General features: G+C 58.5%; 11 protein-coding genes. 5 read left to right on the forward strand and 6 right to left on the reverse strand.

Translation table 11 applies throughout. The features are described from left to right. Positions 1–34 precede the first annotated feature (34 nt). Positions 35–313, reverse strand: a complete 279-nt coding sequence (gene yajC / locus AADJ11_RS11895; RefSeq protein WP_093914628.1) for a preprotein translocase subunit YajC — start codon at positions 311–313, stop codon at positions 35–37. 176 nt (positions 314–489) lie between these two features. Between yajC and AADJ11_RS11900 the strand changes: the two genes are divergently transcribed. The 3 genes from AADJ11_RS11900 to AADJ11_RS11910 all read left to right on the forward strand — a co-directional run bounded on the left by AADJ11_RS11900 (position 490) and on the right by AADJ11_RS11910 (position 4,040). After that, positions 490–1,869, forward strand: a complete 1,380-nt coding sequence (locus AADJ11_RS11900; protein WP_341234730.1) for a pentapeptide repeat-containing protein — start codon at positions 490–492, stop codon at positions 1,867–1,869. Between the two features lie 105 nt (positions 1,870–1,974). Then, a complete protein-coding gene (serS, locus tag AADJ11_RS11905) occupies positions 1,975–3,267 on the forward strand; it encodes a serine--tRNA ligase (protein WP_341234731.1) in 1,293 nt (430 codons plus the stop codon). A 65-nt stretch (positions 3,268–3,332) separates the two neighbouring features. Beyond that, positions 3,333–4,040, forward strand: coding sequence for a hypothetical protein (locus AADJ11_RS11910; RefSeq protein WP_341234732.1), 708 nt, complete (start codon positions 3,333–3,335; stop codon positions 4,038–4,040). A gap of 63 nt (positions 4,041–4,103) precedes the next feature. Here AADJ11_RS11910 and der read toward each other — a convergent pair whose 3' ends face one another. Genes der through AADJ11_RS11925 form a run of 3 tightly spaced genes read right to left on the reverse strand, consistent with a single transcriptional unit; the run spans position 4,104 to position 7,773 of the window. Then, positions 4,104–5,579 (reverse strand): ribosome biogenesis GTPase Der, encoded by a 1,476-nt coding sequence (gene der, locus AADJ11_RS11915; RefSeq protein ID WP_341234733.1) that lies wholly within the window; start codon positions 5,577–5,579, stop codon positions 4,104–4,106. A 51-nt stretch (positions 5,580–5,630) separates the two neighbouring features. Beyond that, on the reverse strand, positions 5,631–7,007 hold the full coding sequence (locus AADJ11_RS11920; protein WP_341234734.1) for a PQQ-binding-like beta-propeller repeat protein: 1,377 nt from the start codon (positions 7,005–7,007) through the stop codon (positions 5,631–5,633). A gap of 52 nt (positions 7,008–7,059) precedes the next feature. Then, positions 7,060–7,773, reverse strand: a complete 714-nt coding sequence (locus AADJ11_RS11925) for a tetratricopeptide repeat protein (protein ID WP_341234735.1) — start codon at positions 7,771–7,773, stop codon at positions 7,060–7,062. A gap of 214 nt (positions 7,774–7,987) precedes the next feature. Between AADJ11_RS11925 and AADJ11_RS11930 the strand changes: the two genes are divergently transcribed. After that, entirely contained in the window at positions 7,988–9,235 is a 1,248-nt protein-coding gene (locus AADJ11_RS11930; RefSeq protein ID WP_341234736.1) for an efflux RND transporter periplasmic adaptor subunit, read from the forward strand. Further along, entirely contained in the window at positions 9,232–13,032 is a 3,801-nt protein-coding gene (locus AADJ11_RS11935) for an efflux RND transporter permease subunit (RefSeq protein ID WP_341234737.1), read from the forward strand. The genes AADJ11_RS11930 and AADJ11_RS11935 overlap by 4 nt, the downstream gene beginning before the upstream one ends. Before the next feature lie 3 nt (positions 13,033–13,035). On the opposite strand, the gene AADJ11_RS11940 is transcribed toward AADJ11_RS11935, so the two are convergent. Both AADJ11_RS11940 and AADJ11_RS11945 read right to left on the reverse strand, forming a co-directional pair. Then, entirely contained in the window at positions 13,036–14,244 is a 1,209-nt protein-coding gene (locus AADJ11_RS11940) for a multidrug effflux MFS transporter (protein ID WP_341234738.1), read from the reverse strand. A gap of 149 nt (positions 14,245–14,393) precedes the next feature. Beyond that, positions 14,394–16,196, reverse strand: a complete 1,803-nt coding sequence (locus AADJ11_RS11945; protein WP_341235016.1) for an ABC transporter ATP-binding protein/permease — start codon at positions 16,194–16,196, stop codon at positions 14,394–14,396. Positions 16,197–16,231 lie beyond the last annotated feature (35 nt).

Below are 16,231 nucleotides of genomic sequence, written 5' to 3' on the forward strand. Positions count from 1 at the left end.
CGCAAGCCCTTCTTAACGCTGCCCTATTGGCAGTTTACTTGGCGGGTTCGGTCTTGGAGACAACAGTCGCGATGGTCGACTGCACAACGCGCACTTTGACGTTCTCGGCCAGTTCGACCTCAAGCTCGCCATCATCTTTGACCTTGACGACCTTACCGATCAGACCGCCTTGGGTGACAACCTGATCGCCACGGCGCAGGCCCTTAACCATCGCCTGATGTTCTTTTACCTTCTTCTGCTGCGGGCGGATCAGCAGGAAATACATGATCGCAAAGATCAGAATGAGGGGGACGAATTGTTGAATACCTTGCATGGCGTTGGTCCTTTGAATGAGGGAGCACGCCCGTTCCGGCCTGCCGTCGAAGTTTGGCGGAACCTAGGTCTAGATGCGGGGCTTTGCAAGGAGGCTTAACGCGTATTTCAACCCCCAATGGGCCAAGCACGGCCTTGATAGCCGCCTTCAGCGCCATTCACCCGTTTTGAGCGGTTGTGACACGCGAATTTGCACGGCATGGTGGTGGGGAATATGAGGATGTGCCGTTGGACGATATTATTATTCAGATTGATGGGCGTGATCTTCTAGGGATCGTTCTGGTGCTGGCGTTTTTATTCGTCCCGATTGGGATTTCGTTTATGCCCTACAGGGGCGACCCCAGCAAACCTCCCCTTTTCGACCAATTGCAAAACCGTATGGGTCTAGCAAACATCAACTCTGGCCTGCTGTTTATTGGCGTTGGATTCTGGGCGATGATTTTTGCATCACTCGTCTTTGGCCTTTTTGCCGTGATCTGGTCATTGATCATGGCACCAATACCAACACCTGAGCAAACGTGGGACTGGCGGTTTTCACTAGCAAAGCTGGCAGCCCTTACAGCGACCCTTGGAGCAGTCGTGGCGCTGCCCTTTACACTGATCCGTCTGACATTCACGCGTACCCAGACCGAAACGGCGGTCGAAGCGTTGTTCAATGAGAAGATCAACGCAGCGGTCGACGATCTTCATGCACAACGTCAGGTTTCGGAGCTAATAACTGACGGCGGAACGCAAAAACATGAAACCGTCTGGCAAGATGACGTGACGCGCAGAAATGGAGCCATTGACCGGCTTGAAGGGTTGGCAGGCGAAGAACCCAAAGCCCTCTCGCGTGTCGCGCGGATGCTGTCGGTTTATGTGCGCGAGTTGTCACGCGAACATCCAGCAAAGACTGCGCCAACATCGGGTGATCCCTATATCCTAAGTAATTGGGTCCACGCCCTGAACCCTGCCCGGTCTGACATGCAAAACGCGGCGCAAGTGTTGGGACGGCTAAGAAAAACTACCCGCTTGCCATTGGACAGTGGCGAGATTGATCTAACCGAGGCCAACATGCAGGGGTTTGATTTACGCTACCTAGATTTTGGCAGCACAAATATGCAAGGAGCGAAGTTGCAGGGGGCGAACCTCGGCTGGGCCCAGTTGCGGGGGGCGAACCTCAACGGGGCGAAGTTGCAAGGGGCGTACCTCAACGGTGCGCAGTTGCAGCGAGTTGGACTCGAATGGGCGCAGTTGCAGGGGGCGGACCTCAGCGGGGCGCAATTGCAGGGGGCGGATCTCAACGGTGCGCAGTTTGATAGCAACACGTCTATTTACGCCGCTATACTGCGAGGTGCGGCGATAAAGGATGTTGATTTTACACATGCTACAATATCATCAGAGCAGCTCAGAGATATGTTTGGCGATGCATCCGTCACCTTGCCCGGTGGCCATGGCCCCGACCACGAAAACTGGCCAAAGTACTGGAGCAAGGAAGAATTGGATTGGCTAGACTTCTACACCCAATGGCGTGCCTTCCAGCGCTCCATCGGCCAAGACCCCGAGAACCCCACATAACCCGCCACACCACATCTGGCCCCGCGATCCACAATCGGGCATAACGCGGGCAAAGCGCGCCTGAGCGATTCAAAATCGGGCGATACCAGATCAAAGGACAGACCCATGCATGACATCAAAGCCATCCGCGAAAACCCTGATGCGTTTGACGCGGCCCTCGCACGGCGCGGCGATGCGCCTGTGTCCGGCGATATCCTAGCGCTGGACGAGGCGCGGCGCGGCATGATCCTTAGCGCGGAAACAGCGCAGGCCGAGCAAAACAAAGCCTCCAAACTGGTGGGCGCGGCCAAGGCATCGGGTGACGAGGCCGAATTCGAGCGGCTGCGCGCCTTGGTCAGCGAAAAGAAAGCCGAAGTCGCGCAGATGAACGCCGACGCCAAGGAGCTGGACGCCAAGCTGACCGACATGCTGGCGCGCATCCCCAACCTGCCCGCCGATGACGTGCCCCAAGGCGCAGACGAGAATGACAACGTGGAGGTCAGCCGCTGGGGCACGCCCAAGACGTTCGACTTTGAAGCGCGCGAACATTTTGACATCACTGGCGTTGCTGCGTCGATGGATTTTGAGACGGCTGCCAAGATGTCGGGCAGCCGCTTTGTGCTGTTGTCGGGGGCCGTGGCGCGCATCCACCGCGCGCTGGCGCAGTTCATGGTCGACACCCATGTCGATGAAAACGGTCTGACCGAGGTGAACCCGCCCGTGCTGGTCAATAATGACGCCATGTATGGTACCGACAAGCTGCCCAAGTTCGGCGAAGAAAGCTATCAGACCACCAATGGCTGGTGGCTGGTGCCGACCTCTGAGGTGCCGCTGACCTATATCGCGGCGGGCCATGTGATCGACGCCGATTACCTGCCGCGCCGCTATACCGCCCACACCCTGTGCTTCCGGTCCGAGGCCGGATCGGCGGGTCGCGACACCGCAGGCATGCTGCGCCAGCACCAGTTCGAAAAGGTCGAAATGGTATCGGTCACGCATCCCGATGAAAGCGAGACCGAGCAAAAGCGCATGCTGCGCTGTGCCGAGGATTTGCTGGAGCGGTTGAACATCCCCTATCGCACCGTGCTGCTCTGCACCGGCGACATGGGCTTTGGCGCGCGCCGCACCTACGACATCGAGGCGTGGGTGCCCGGTCAGAAAACCTACCGCGAGATTTCGTCGGTCTCGACCACCGGTGATTTTCAGGCGCGGCGTATGAACGCGCGGTTCAAGCCCGCCGATGGTGGCAAGCCGCAGTTCGTGCATACGCTGAACGGGTCCGGTCTGGCCGTGGGGCGCTGTCTGATCGCAGTTCTTGAGAACGGTCAGCAAGCAGACGGATCGGTGCAATTGCCCGACGTTCTGGCCCCCTATCTGGGTGGCAAGACGCTTTTGGGCGCGGATGGCAAGTTGTCATAAGCTTTGGGAACTGAATGGCGGCGTGCTATGTTGCCTTTTGAACGATCACTTCAAAAGGACGCATCATGGCCCGCCCCCTGACCGCATTTGTGACATTTCTGCTGGCCATCGGCTTTGCTGCGTCACCGTTTTTCGTGACCAGCTTTGCCGGGTTTGACCCCAATCAGTTCCCCGTGCCGCAGGTGTCGCCGCCGGTTCAGCCGGCGGGCTATGCGTTTTCGATCTGGGGCGTCATCTATCTGTGGCTGATCATCGGCTTGGGCTGGGGTCTGTGGAAGGCCCGCGATGATTTCGCGTGGCATGACATGCGCGTGCCGCTGGCGGTTTCGCTGTTCATCGGATGTTTCTGGCTGGCCGTGGCCAATGCCAGCCCGATCTGGGCGTCCGTGCTGATCTGGGCGATGCTGATCGCAGCGCTGATCGCACTGTTTGAAGCGCCTGAAGGTGACCGCTGGTTCGCCGCCCTGCCCGTCGGATTATACGCAGGCTGGCTAAGTGCGGCATCCTGCGTGTCGTTGGGTCTGTTGGCGGCGGGCTATGGCTGGGTCGGCGCGGAAGCCGCCGCGCTGATCTTTGTCAGCCTCGCCATCGTGATTGCCGCTGCGGTGCAATCGACGCTGATGCGTGCGCCCACCTATGGGATCGCAGTCATCTGGGCGCTGATTGCCGTGGTGATGCAGAACTATGCCACCACGCCAAGCGTCGCAGCGCTGGCAGCGGGCGGTGCAATCGCCCTGCTGCTGCCAACATTCAGATCGTGGCGTAAGGCCTGAGGGGCGCGCGGAATTTTTCAAAAATTCCGGCCCAAATTTTTTTAAAAAAAAAATCTGCCGCGCCTAGCGGTCCTGACGGTGCCCGTTTGTATGTTTGCGCAGCTTTGACGGCTTGGACTTTTTGCGGCCCTTATAGGGGTTGGCATCCGACTGGCCACGCATCCAGATACGGATCGGCGTGCCGGGCATGTCAAAATCAATCCGCAAGCCATTCACCAGATAGCGGTTATAGCTTTCCGGCACTTTGTCAGGGTGGCTGCACATGACAACAAAGCCCGGTGGCCGGGTCTTCGCTTGGGTCATATAGCGCAGTTTGATGCGTTTGCCTTGGGGCGCGGGGGGCGGATGCGCCTCCATCATGCCCGCGAGCCAGCGGTTCAACTGCGCGGTGGTGATCCGGCGGTTCCAGACGTCATAGGCGCGCATGATCGCCTGTTGCAGGCGGTCCAAACCACGGCCCGTTTTTGCCGATACCGTCACCAAAGGCGCGCCTTTAAGCTGCGGCAAAAGGCGTTCAAAGCTTTCGCGCAGGTCTTTCAGCTTGCCCTGTTTGTCGGTCTCAAGGTCCCACTTATTGACCGCAACCACGACAGCGCGGCCTTCGCGCTCAGCCAAGTCGGCGATGCGCAAGTCTTGCTGTTCAAAGGGGATTTCAGCGTCGAGCAATACAACCACGACTTCGGCAAACTTCACCGCGCGCAGGCCATCGCTGACGCTCAGCTTTTCCAGCTTTTCCTGAATCTTGGCCTTTTTGCGCATACCCGCCGTATCAAAGATACGCATCGGCACATCGTCCCAGACCGTACGCAATGAAATCGCATCGCGGGTGATCCCCGCCTCTGGTCCGGTCAGCAGGCGGTCTTCGCCCATGATCTGGTTGATCAGCGTGGATTTACCCGCATTCGGGCGGCCAACGACGGCGACTTGCAGTGGCTTGGTATTGGTGGGCACGGGCATGGGCGCATCTTCGTCGCCCAGTTCGGCCTCTTCCTCGGTCAGGTCCACGTCTGTTTCAGGGGTGTCCGTATCCACGCGTTCGGCAAAACCGTCGGCGATGGGCATCAGATGCGTATAAAGATCGTTTAACCCTTCGCCATGTTCAGCCGACATACGGATCGGTTCGCCCAGACCAAGGCTATAGGCCTCAATCACGCCAGCATCAGCGGCTTTGCCTTCGCCCTTGTTGGCGGCCAAAATCACATGGGCCGATTTCTTGCGCAGGATGTCGGCAAAGACCAGATCGGACGGTGTCACCCCCACGCGCGCATCGATCATAAACAGGCAGACATCAGCCATATCAACCGCGCGTTCGGTCAGGCGGCGCATGCGACCCTGAAGGCTGTCATCGGTGACTTCCTCAAGCCCGGCGGTATCAATCACGGTGAATCGCAGGTCGGCCAAACGTGCAGCGCCCTCGCGTAGGTCGCGCGTCACACCGGGTTGGTCATCGACCAACGCCAGTTTTTTACCGACTAGACGGTTGAACAGCGTGGATTTTCCCACATTGGGACGGCCCACGATGGCGAGGGTGAAAGACATTGAAACGGCTCCGAAGGTCAGGTCAAGCCTGCCCTCTAGACTATTTCAAGGTCAACGGAAAGCGTGCAATTGCCCTTTTGACGAGACAACATAAAGTGTACCACCCGCCACAACCGGTGCCGTGGTCGCACCGCCGGGGATTTCGACCGTCCCGATCAGCGCACCATTGGTGGGATCATAGCTGCGCATCACCCCGTCGTTCGACGCGATAATGATCCGGCCACCGGCCAGGATCGGACCGTAATGCGCAAACACCTCGGATTGACGTTTCGGCTTTTCCTTGACGAAATTCGGCAGTTTCGCGCCCCAGATGCGTTGCCCCGTGCTGGCGTCCAGCCGTACCAATTCATTCAAATCGGTGATCCCGAACACACTATCCCCCGCAGGCCAGACCGGACCAACCACGCCTTCGCGTGCGGTCCATAGACGTTCACCACCAGCCAAGGTCACAGCGGCCAAGCGGCCGGACATGTTACCCACATAGACGGTGTTGCCAGAGATGACCGGCGCACCTGTGATATCCGATACATTCGCCAAGGCGCGGCCCGGGCGTTTGCCCACAACCGACGTGTCCCAGCGGCTTAGACCGCCGCGGCGGAACAGGCCCTGCACCTCGCCAAACCCGAATGCCATAACCGCGATTTCAGGGCTGATCGCAGGGGCTGGCGCGCCCAAAACGTTGCCAACAACCGTGTTTGAACCGGTTTGCCACTGCACGCGGCCATTGTTTTTGTTCAGCGCCCACCCGAGATCGTCACCTGATGTAAAATACACCAGATCGCCATAAACGGTTGGTGCACCCGATCCGGTCGCCTCGATATCTTGTTCCCAGCGGGTGGCCCCCGATGCGGTATCCAATGCCGTGACGGTGCCAAAGCCAAGCGAGACATAAACCGTGTCGCCATCAACGGCCAAGCCGCCACCGGTGGCATCGCCCTGCCCGTCGTAGACAGGCGTCAGATCACGCGTCCAAAGCGTTGCACCCGAGGTCGATGTCGCAGTGACCAAAGCACCGGAATCGATGGTATAGACCTGACCGCCCGCGACAACCGGCGTCGCATTGATGCGCTGTTTGCGGCTATCACCGCTGCCGATGTTGGCGGACCATGCCAATTGCGGTGCCGCCGACAACGCCGCGTGGTTCACGCGCGTGCTGGGGGTGCCCGCGGCTTGGGTCCAGCTAGCGTTGTTTGTCATGGCGGGCAGCGAAATTGCACGGGATGTATTTTCCGGCACCGCCAAATCGGCTGGCGCGTCAAAACCATCGTCGCTTTGGACGACCGCGCGCACATCTTCGCGCAGGCCCGGTAGAATCACGTCGGGCTCAGAACAGGCGGACAGCAGCAATGACGCCACAACGGCCCCCATGCCCAACGAGACCCGTACGGTTCGCGGTGATCTTGCACGGATGCGGTGGAGATTGGTCATAGCCCTGCTCGCTTTGCTCTTAACTCATGTCATTCTTGCGCCATTTCTGACGTTAGTTTCCGTCCGTACCTGTCGCATCAGACACATCAGGTTGCGCGCCTAGGGCTGCGCCGCCCATCTCAGGCTCGCCCCCCAACGCCACAATCACCTGAAGGGCACGTTGTTGCAAGTCTGTGGTGACTTCAGCGTCCAATAAGATCGCCTGATAATGGTCAATCGCGGCTTGGGTATTGCCTTGCTCGATCTCGATCAGTGCCAATTGTTCGCTGGCCAGCAAACGCAGGGTGTTGCCGGGCTGGGCCAATGCCTCAAGCGCCAGACGGCGTTCGCTGGCTGGTGTTTCAGTCCCTTGCAAGGTGACCGCTTTGAACTGCGCGATCTCGCGGTAGATGGCTGGCACATCGCCATTGATGGCAATTGCATTCAGCGTTTCAATTGCAGCGGCGGTATCCCCTGCCGCGGCTTGTTCAGACGCGGTTAGAAACCCGACAACGGCAGCAGACTGCGGTGACACCGTTTCAATCTCTTCCAAAGCGGCGGCGCGGCTGGCCGAATCCTCGATCTCAAGGGCGGCGAACATCGCATCGCCCAGTGTCTCGGCTTGATCGCGGGCCTGCGCCTTTTGATATTCATTCCACGCGGCACCGCCGACCAGCAGCACAACAGCCAGAACGGCGATCCAGCCATACCGCTTGAGCATGAAATAAAAACGGTCGCGGCGGACTTCTTCGTTCACCTCGTCAATGAAACTGTCTGTATCGCTCATATCTTGCCTGTCCCACCGTGAATTAGCGCCCCTCTTAACCTGCGACAGCCACCCTGCCAAGGGCATCCTTGCATCGTCTTTGAGCAACCATCCAGCCACAGTGTTGCAGCCGCCATAAAAAACACCTGTGAACTGGTCATGCCAGTCAATTTGGCCTAACAAATCGTTGTCTATAGTATGCGACTAATGAAATCTGACCGGCCAAAGGCGAAATATGCGTATTTTTTCCATTCTTGCGGCAATTGCCGTTTCCGCCCTCTTGTACATGGCGATCTTTGAACGGGACATGTTGTTGGGCCGGTCCGGCGCGCAGTCAGACGAGGCCGAGGCAGCGCAGGAAGGCGCGGCAGAAGACGGCGCAAACCCGTCCCAGATCGCTGAACAGGAATTGGTCAAGGTCGTCGTGCAGCGCAGCACCGCCAGTCCTTTGGCATCAGCGGTTATCGTACGCGGCCAAACCGCCGCTGCCCGGACCGTTGATGTCGCCTCAGAAACATCCGCTATCGTAACATCCCCGCCCCTGCGCAAAGGGACGAAAGTCACCGCAGGTGATACCATGTGTACGCTGGACATCGGCACACGCGGTGCCGCCAAAAGCGAGGCCGAAGCCCGCCTTGCCGAGGCTGAATCCCGCGTCCCCGAAGCCCAAGCCCGTGTAGAAGAGGCGCAAGCCCGCTTGGACGAAACATTGATCAAACTGAATGCAGCGGAAAAGCTGGGCGCAGGCGGATTTTCGTCCACCACACAACTGGCAACCGCGCAGGCAACAGCCGCAGGTGCGCGAGCCGGCCTAAGCTCTGCCGAGGCGGGGTTGAACGCGGCCAAAGCCGGGATTGAAGCCGCCGCAGCCGCCGTGGCGAGCGCCCAAGCAGAAATCGACCGCCTGACATTAACCGCCCCCTTTGACGGATTGCTGGAAAGCGACACCGCCGAATTGGGCAGCCTTTTGCAAACTGGCAGCCTGTGTGCGCGGGTGATCCAGCTGGACCCGATCAAGCTGGTTGGGTTTGTCCCCGAAACCGAGGTGAACCGCGTCGCACTTGGTGCCATGGCCCGCGCGCGGCTGGCCGCAGATAACCGCGAGATTGGCGGTCAGGTCACGTTCATCTCGCGTGCTTCTGATCCGACAACGCGCACCTTCCGCATCGAAATTGACGTCGACAACAGCGATCTGTCCATCCGTGACGGGCAAACCGCCGAAATCGCCATTTCCTCTGACGGGGTCGACGCGCATCTGCTGCCGCAATCGGCGCTTACCCTGAATGACGAAGGCATCTTGGGCGTGCGTGTGATTGATGATGCCAACGTCGTTGGCTTTGTGCCCGTGCAACTGGTCCGTGACACTAAACAGGGCGTTTGGATCAGCGGTCTGCCGCAAACGTCTGATGTGATCGTGTTGGGCCAGGAATACGTGATCGCTGGCGTCACCGTCGCACCCACCTACAAAGAGGTTACCCAATGAGTGGTATCGTCGATTGGGCCGCTGGCCGTGCCCGCATGGTCATGGCGTTTATTCTGCTCAGCCTTGTGGTAGGCGGATATGCCTATTCGACCCTACCCAAAGAGGGTGAACCCGACATTGAAATCCCTGCCCTGTTCGTATCGGTGCAATTCCCCGGCATTTCCGCCATCGACAGTGAAACCTTGCTGGTCAAACCGATGGAGACCGAGCTGTCCGATCTGGACGGGCTAAAAACCATGACCGGCACCGCCGCTGAAAACTATGCCGGTGTCGCGCTTGAGTTCGAATTTGGCTGGGACAAGACCAAGATCATGGCCGATGTGCGTGACGCCATGAGCACAGCCGAGGGCAAATTCCCCGAAGGTTACGAGAAATATTCGATCACCGAGATCAACTTTTCCGAATTCCCGATCATCATCGTCAACCTGACCGGCCCCGTGCCCGAACGCACCATGGCCCGCGTCGCGCGCGAATTGCAGGACGAGCTGGAAGGCATGGATGCCGTGCTTGAGGCCGGGCTTGCTGGCGACCGCGACGAGATGCTTGAGGTCTTGATCGACCCGCTGCGTCTTGAGGCCTATGACGTCACCGCCGGCGAATTGATCAATACCGTTCAGAACAACAACCAGCTGATCGCCGCCGGCGAGGTGCAGTCGGATCAGGGGACGTTCTCGGTCAAAATTCCATCGTCCTTTGACGAGCCGCGCGATGTTTATGACCTGCCCGTTAAAACCAACGGGGATCGCGTTGTGACCTTGGGTGATCTGGCGACCATCAACCTGACCTTTGAAGACCGCGAAGGCACCGCACGTTTTAACGGCGAGAAGACGCTGGCCTTGCAGGTGGTGAAACGCAAAGGTTTCAACCTGATCGACACGTCCTCCCGCGTCAAAGAGGTTGTGGCCGAGCAAAGCGCGAATTGGCCTGATGGGCTGAAGGCCGCCGTGAAAATTGGCACCTCGAACGATCAAAGCCGCGTTGTGGACAGCATGGTGCAACAGCTTTTGGGGTCCGTTCTGACCGCCGTGGCGCTGGTGATGATCGTGGTATTGGCCGCCCTTGGTATCCGCGCGGCGCTGTTGGTTGGTTTCGCGATCCCCACCTCGTTTCTATTGTGTTTCGCCTTTCTGGCGCTCATGGGCATCTCGATCTCGAACATTGTGATGTTCGGGCTGATCTTGGCCGTGGGCATGTTGGTCGATGGGGCCATCGTCGTTGTCGAATACGCCGATGCGCGCCAGCAGCAGGGCGAAGGGCCGATGCAGGCCTATGTCACCGCCGCCAAGCGCATGTTCTGGCCGATCATTTCGTCAACGGCCACAACGCTTTGTGCGTTTTTGCCGATGCTGTTCTGGCCCGGTGTTCCGGGGCAATTCATGGGCATGCTGCCCGTGACATTGATTTTCGTTCTGTCCGCCTCCCTTGTCGTGGCCTTGGTCTATCTGCCTGTGTTGGGCGGTGTGACCGGGCGGCTAGAACGCTGGATGGCGGATAACATGACTGCCATCGCGGGCTTGCGCTTTTACCTGCATCTGCTGCTGTTTCCGGTCGCCTTTGCGATGGTGGCCGTTCCGATGGCGCTGGCACAGCCGTTGTTCGGCGTGATTTCCGCGCAATTTGCGTCAATGGACGGGCTCGATATTCTCGGCTCCGTCATTCCTGTATTTGCCATCGTCTTTCTTTGCATTGCGGCGCTGGCGGCCTTGGTCTCGATTGGTATCTCGGGTGCGATGCTGGGGTTGGTCAGCTTTTTCGCGCTGTTCACGCGCATGGGGCGCGGCGGCCAGTGGGTGACGTCCAAACTGTTCAGCAAGCCTGTTGATGTGATCAAATCGGGCTACCGCAGATCGGCATTCGGGCGCGTGATCGAATTTATCGCGGGCAACCCCGTGATGCCGCTGGTCGTGATTGGTGTGGTGTTCGTCTTTGTCGGCACCACGATGATCTTCTTTAGCAACAACTCAAAAGGTGTCGAATTCTTTGTCGAATCCGAACCCGAGCAGGCCATCGTGTATGTCTTGGCGCGCGGCAACCTGTCGCTGACGGAAAAAGACGCGATCATGAAACAGGCCGAAGAGATCGTGCTGGACCATCCCGGCGTGCTGACCGCCTTTGCCTTTGCGGGCGAAGGCGGGTTGGACAGCAATACCGGTGGCGCACAGGCTCCCAAGGACAGCATCGGCCAAGTCCAGCTTGAAACCATCCCATGGGAAGACCGCGCCCTGCAGCCCGAGCTGGATGGCGACATCGTGATATCAGAGCTGACCGAAGAACTAAGCCAGATCCCCGGCGTCAAAATCGAAATTCTGGCGCAGGCCCGTGGACCCGCGTCGGCCAAGCCGGTGCATCTGCGCCTGAAAGGCAATGACTTTGACGATCTGATCACTGCGACCGAACTGGCGCGCGACCATTTCGACAAAACCCCCGGCCTGACGCTGATCGAGGACACCCGCCCCCTGCCCGGCATTGATTGGCAAATCGACGTGGATGTCGCCAAGGCGGGCCAATACGGGGCCGATGTGTTGACCGTCGGTGCCATGGTGCAACTGGTGACGCGCGGGCTGCTGTTGGATACCATGCGGGTTGATACCTCGGACGAAGAGATCGAGATCAGGGTTCGCCTGCCCGAAGAAGACCGCGTGCTCAGCACCCTTGATACGCTCAAGGTGCGCACGATTGATGGCTTGGTGCCGCTGTCGAATTTCATCACCCGCAAGCCCGTGCCAAAGCTTGCCGAAATCAACCGCGTCGATCAAAAGCGGTACCTTGATATCAAGGCCGGGGTGTCGGTCGGACTGGCCAAACTGGTGAAAACAGAAGTGATCGACGGCGCGGAAACCGACATCACCCTTGCCACCATGCGCCCTGCGGCATCTGACGCGGACATCACCACGCTGGATGGTACCAGCTATAAGATCACCGACCGCACGGTTGCAGCGGCCGGTATTGATCTGCAAGACGGGTTGGACAAGGCGCAGCTGCGCATGATCCCGATCAACGCCAACGAGCGTATTACCGAGATTAGCAAATGGCTTGAGACGAACCCCCTGCCCGCTGGCATCACCACGGAATGGACCGGCGACCAAGAGGATCAGGCCGAAAGCCAAGCGTTCCTAAGCTCTGCCTTTACGGCGGCCTTGGGGTTGATGTTCATCATCCTGCTGGCCCAGTTCAACAGCATCTATAATTCGGTTCTGGTGTTGATTGCCGTCGTTCTGTCAACCACGGGCGTATTGATCGGGATGCTGGTGATGGATCAGACGTTTTCAATCATCATGACCGGCACAGGGATCGTGGCCTTGGCCGGGATCGTGGTGAACAACAACATTATTCTGATCGATACCTATCAGGAATTCAGCCAGTACATGCCCCGGATCGAGGCGATTATCCGCACCGCGCAGGCCCGTATTCGCCCTGTTCTGCTGACCACGATTACAACGATGGCGGGCCTTGCGCCGATGATGTTCGGCCTTAGCCTTGATTTCGCCAATGGCGGCTACACCATCGACAGCCCCACTGCCCTGTGGTGGAAACAGCTGGCGACGGCCGTGGTGTTCGGCCTCGGCGTGGCGACGGTGCTGACGTTGATGGTGACACCCTCGCTGTTGGCGCTGCGCGTCTGGGCCACCACCTATGCCCGCTGGGTGGCGCAGTTGCTGGCCAAGATGTCGCTGGGGCGTGCCAGCAAGGCGGCACAGGATTGGGCGCTGGAAAAGGACGCGCAACGGCTCAAGACCGGCATCCTGATCTGGGGCGACGACGCAGCCCCTTTGTCAAAACTGAAGGTGGCTGAATAGCCCCTAGGCGGTAGCAAGCTCCATTTGCTGCTGGCGCAGCTTTGGCATGGTCACAATCACCAGCCCCACCGCCGCCAGCCCGCATAGCGCGATGCTGACAACCATCGGCAATGCGGTCCCGTCAAAGAACGGGGTCGACAGGCCGATGCAGGCCGCGCCGATCATCATGGTCATGCTGCCGCTTAGGGACGATGCCATGCCTGCCCGCCGCCCATGGGCGTCAAGGGCGGCCACCATGGCCGACGGGATCACCACACCAAGGCAGGCATAGGCCAGAAACAAGCCGATCAGCAGCAACCACATACCTTGGAAACCCGCGAGTTCCAACAGTGCCAACACGGTAGCGCAGGTCGCAAATCCGATCACGCCGCGCCCGATCAATGTGGCAAGCCCCCAGCGATCTGCCAGACGCCCGGCCATTTGGGTAGCGATGAAAAACCCGACCGCGTTGAACGCAAAGGCCAATGAAAATTCCGTCGGCGTTAGCCCGTATTCTCCGGTGTAGACAAAGGATGCACTGGACACGAACAGGAAAAAGCTGGCCATGCCAAAGCCCGCAATAAAGGTGAGGCCCAGGAAAACCGGATCGCGCAGCAATATCCCGCAGCTGCGCGACAGCTCTTTGATATTCACCTTGCGCCGACGATCTGGTTTCAGGGTCTCTGGTAACGTTACTTGGGCCAAGGTCAGGCTGAGGCCTGCAAATATCCCCATCACCAAGAAAATCTCGCGCCAGCTGCCAACCGCCACAATGCCGCTGCCCGCCAGAGGTGCCAACATGGGCGAGATTGAGATCACCAGCATAATCGTCGCCATCAGCCGCGTGGCCTGCGCCCCCGTGTACATGTCGCGGATAATTGCGCGCGGGATCACCATCACGGTCGCACCGCCCATCCCTTGGATCAGACGACCAATCACCAAAACCTCGATTGTGGGGGCAGTTGCGCAGATGACCGATCCGACAGCAAAGATGCTCATCCCGATCAGCAACGTCTTTTTACGCCCGATCTGATCCGACAGCGGGCCATAGACCAGTTGCGACACGCCGTAAGCCAGAAAATACGCCACCAAGGTCAGTTGCGCGCCTGAAACCGATGTGCCCAGTGCGGCCTCGATCGCGGGCAATGCAGGCAGATACATGTCGATGGCGAAGGGGCCGGTCACACAGATCAGCCCGAGAATTAGCGCCGTGCGGAGCATGCTGGTTTGCATGGGACGTTCCTTTTGTATTGGATATCGAGGCGCTTTATCAGGGCCGTTTTACATAGAAAACTGAGGGAGGCTTACCGCAAAATACCGGTGATCTGCCCCATAGGTGTGGCCGCGGCAGTCACTTCGCGCGTGACCGCCGCACCGTATAATTAAGTTTCATCCTCGGACTGTTGACGCTGCCAAAGCTGCGCATAACGGCCATTGCGCGCCAGCAGATCGTCATGGCTGCCCTGCTCGACAATCTCGCCCTGCTCAAGCACCACAATGCGGTCTGCCTCGGCCACGGTGGACAGACGGTGCGCGATGGTCAGTACCGTGCGCCCCTTGCCCGCCTGCCGCAGCGCGTCTTGAATCTCGTGCTCTGTCTCGCTGTCGAGGGCGCTGGTGGCCTCGTCCAGCAGCAAAATCGGCGGGTTCTTAAGCAAGGTCCGCGCGATACCCACCCGCTGTTTTTCACCGCCCGACAGCTTTAGCCCCCGCTCGCCCACGGCTGTGTCATATCCGTTTGGCAAACTTTGGATAAAGTCATGGATTTGCGCCGCTTTCGCCACGGCTTCAATCTCGGCTTGGGTGGCATTATCGCGGCCATAGCCGATGTTATAGCCAATCGTATCGTTGAACAGCACCGTGTCTTGCGGCACCACCCCAATGGCTTTGTGCAGGCTGTCTTGGGTCACGTCACGCACGTCTTGGCCGTCGATCAACAGCGCGCCGCCGTTCACATCATAGAACCGGAACAACAGCCGCCCGATGGTGGATTTTCCCGATCCCGTTGATCCGACAATCGCAACCATTTCACCCGGTGCGGCCTCAAGCGAAATACCCTTGAGGATTTGCCGCTCTGGATCATAGCCGAATTTCACATCCTTCAACGTCACCCGCCCGCCGTCAACCTTTAGGTCAGGCGCGTTTGGTTTGTCTTTAATCTCGGCTGGTTGATCCAGCAACGTGAACATCTGCCCCATATCAACAAGGGCCTGACGGATTTCACGATAGACCGTGCCAAGGAAATTCAGCGGAATGGTGATTTGCACCATATAGGCGTTCACCATGACGAAATCACCAACCGTGAGCGACCCGTTTTGCACGCCAATCGCGGCCATGATCATCACGCCAACCAAACCGCATGTGATCAGCAAGGACTGGCCAAAGTTCAGGAACGCCAGCGAATAGTTGGTCTTGATCGCGGCCTCTTCATAGCCTGCCATCGCCATATCATAGCGCTGTGCCTCGCGGTTTTCCGCGCCGAAATATTTAACCGTTTCATAGTTCAGCAAGCTGTCGATGGCCTTTTGGTTGGCATCGGTGTCTTGGTCATTCATCTGGCGGCGCAACTTTACCCGCCATTCGGTCACCGCAAAGGTGAACCAGACATAAAGCCCGATTGTCACGGCAACGACCAGCAGATACCAGAAATCAAACAGCACCGTCAGAATGATCCCGATCAATATCAGCTCAAGGATCAGCGGCCCGATCGAGAACAGCAAAAAGCGCAGCAGAAAATCAACGCCTTTGACCCCACGCTCAATAATCCGGCTTAAACCGCCGGTCTTGCGCGTGATGTGATAGCGCATTGAAAGGCGGTGAATGTGGTGAAAGGTTTCCAACGCCAGCATCCGCAATGCACGCTGCCCGACCCGCGCAAATACCGCATCGCGCAGCTGTTGAAAGCCGACATTCATCGCGCGCGCCACACCATAAGCTATGGTCAACCCAATCGCACCAAGCGCCAAAAGCGGCACGCCTTCATTGGCCAGCCCGTCAACGGCACCTTTGTAAATGATTGGAATACATACGGAAATCAGCTTGGATATGACCAGAAACAGCATTGCCCAAACCACACGCTTTTTCACCCAAGGCATGTCCTTGGGCCAAAGATAGGGGGCGACCTTTTTCAACACCAAAAGGTTTGACTGACGCTCGGCTGCGTTGGCCATTTCTTCTTCGGTCATGGGGGTGCGAGGCGGGTTTTTAGCACCAGGTGCGG

It is taken from the genome of uncultured Sulfitobacter sp., from assembly GCF_964021855.1.
Taxonomy (GTDB): Bacteria; Pseudomonadota; Alphaproteobacteria; order Rhodobacterales; family Rhodobacteraceae; genus Sulfitobacter.